The organism is Mesorhizobium sp. M7A.F.Ca.MR.362.00.0.0, assembly GCF_004023175.1.
Taxonomy (GTDB): Bacteria; Pseudomonadota; Alphaproteobacteria; order Rhizobiales; family Rhizobiaceae; genus Mesorhizobium.
In genome coordinates, this window is the sequence record NZ_RZTF01001097.1 from 1 (window position 1) to 245 (window position 245).

At 45.7% G+C, this 245-nt stretch carries 1 pseudogene; it reads right to left on the reverse strand.

Annotation, left to right across the window (positions count from 1 at the left end):
• Nucleotides 1-204 (reverse strand): annotated as a pseudogene (locus tag EOC06_RS39270) (stage V sporulation protein D); the annotation flags it as partial.
• Between the last annotated feature and the right edge of the window lie 41 nt (nt 205-245).

Sequence of the window (245 nt, forward strand, 5' to 3'; positions counted from 1 at the left end):
CGGCAAGTTTCGGTTAAAAACCTCTGATGAAACATTACGGAAATCTGCCTGGTCAAAGCCAGGTCTGCTTGACATCCCCATAATTTCACCTGTATTCGGATTCATCGCAATGGCGATTATGCTGTCTGGATTGTAAGTCTGTTCGGCGATATCCAGCTCCCGCTCTATAATTGTCTGCACTCTCGTGTCAATTGTCAGCTTCAAGTCGTTTCCGTTAACAGGGGCTTCGTAATCATCTGCCATAT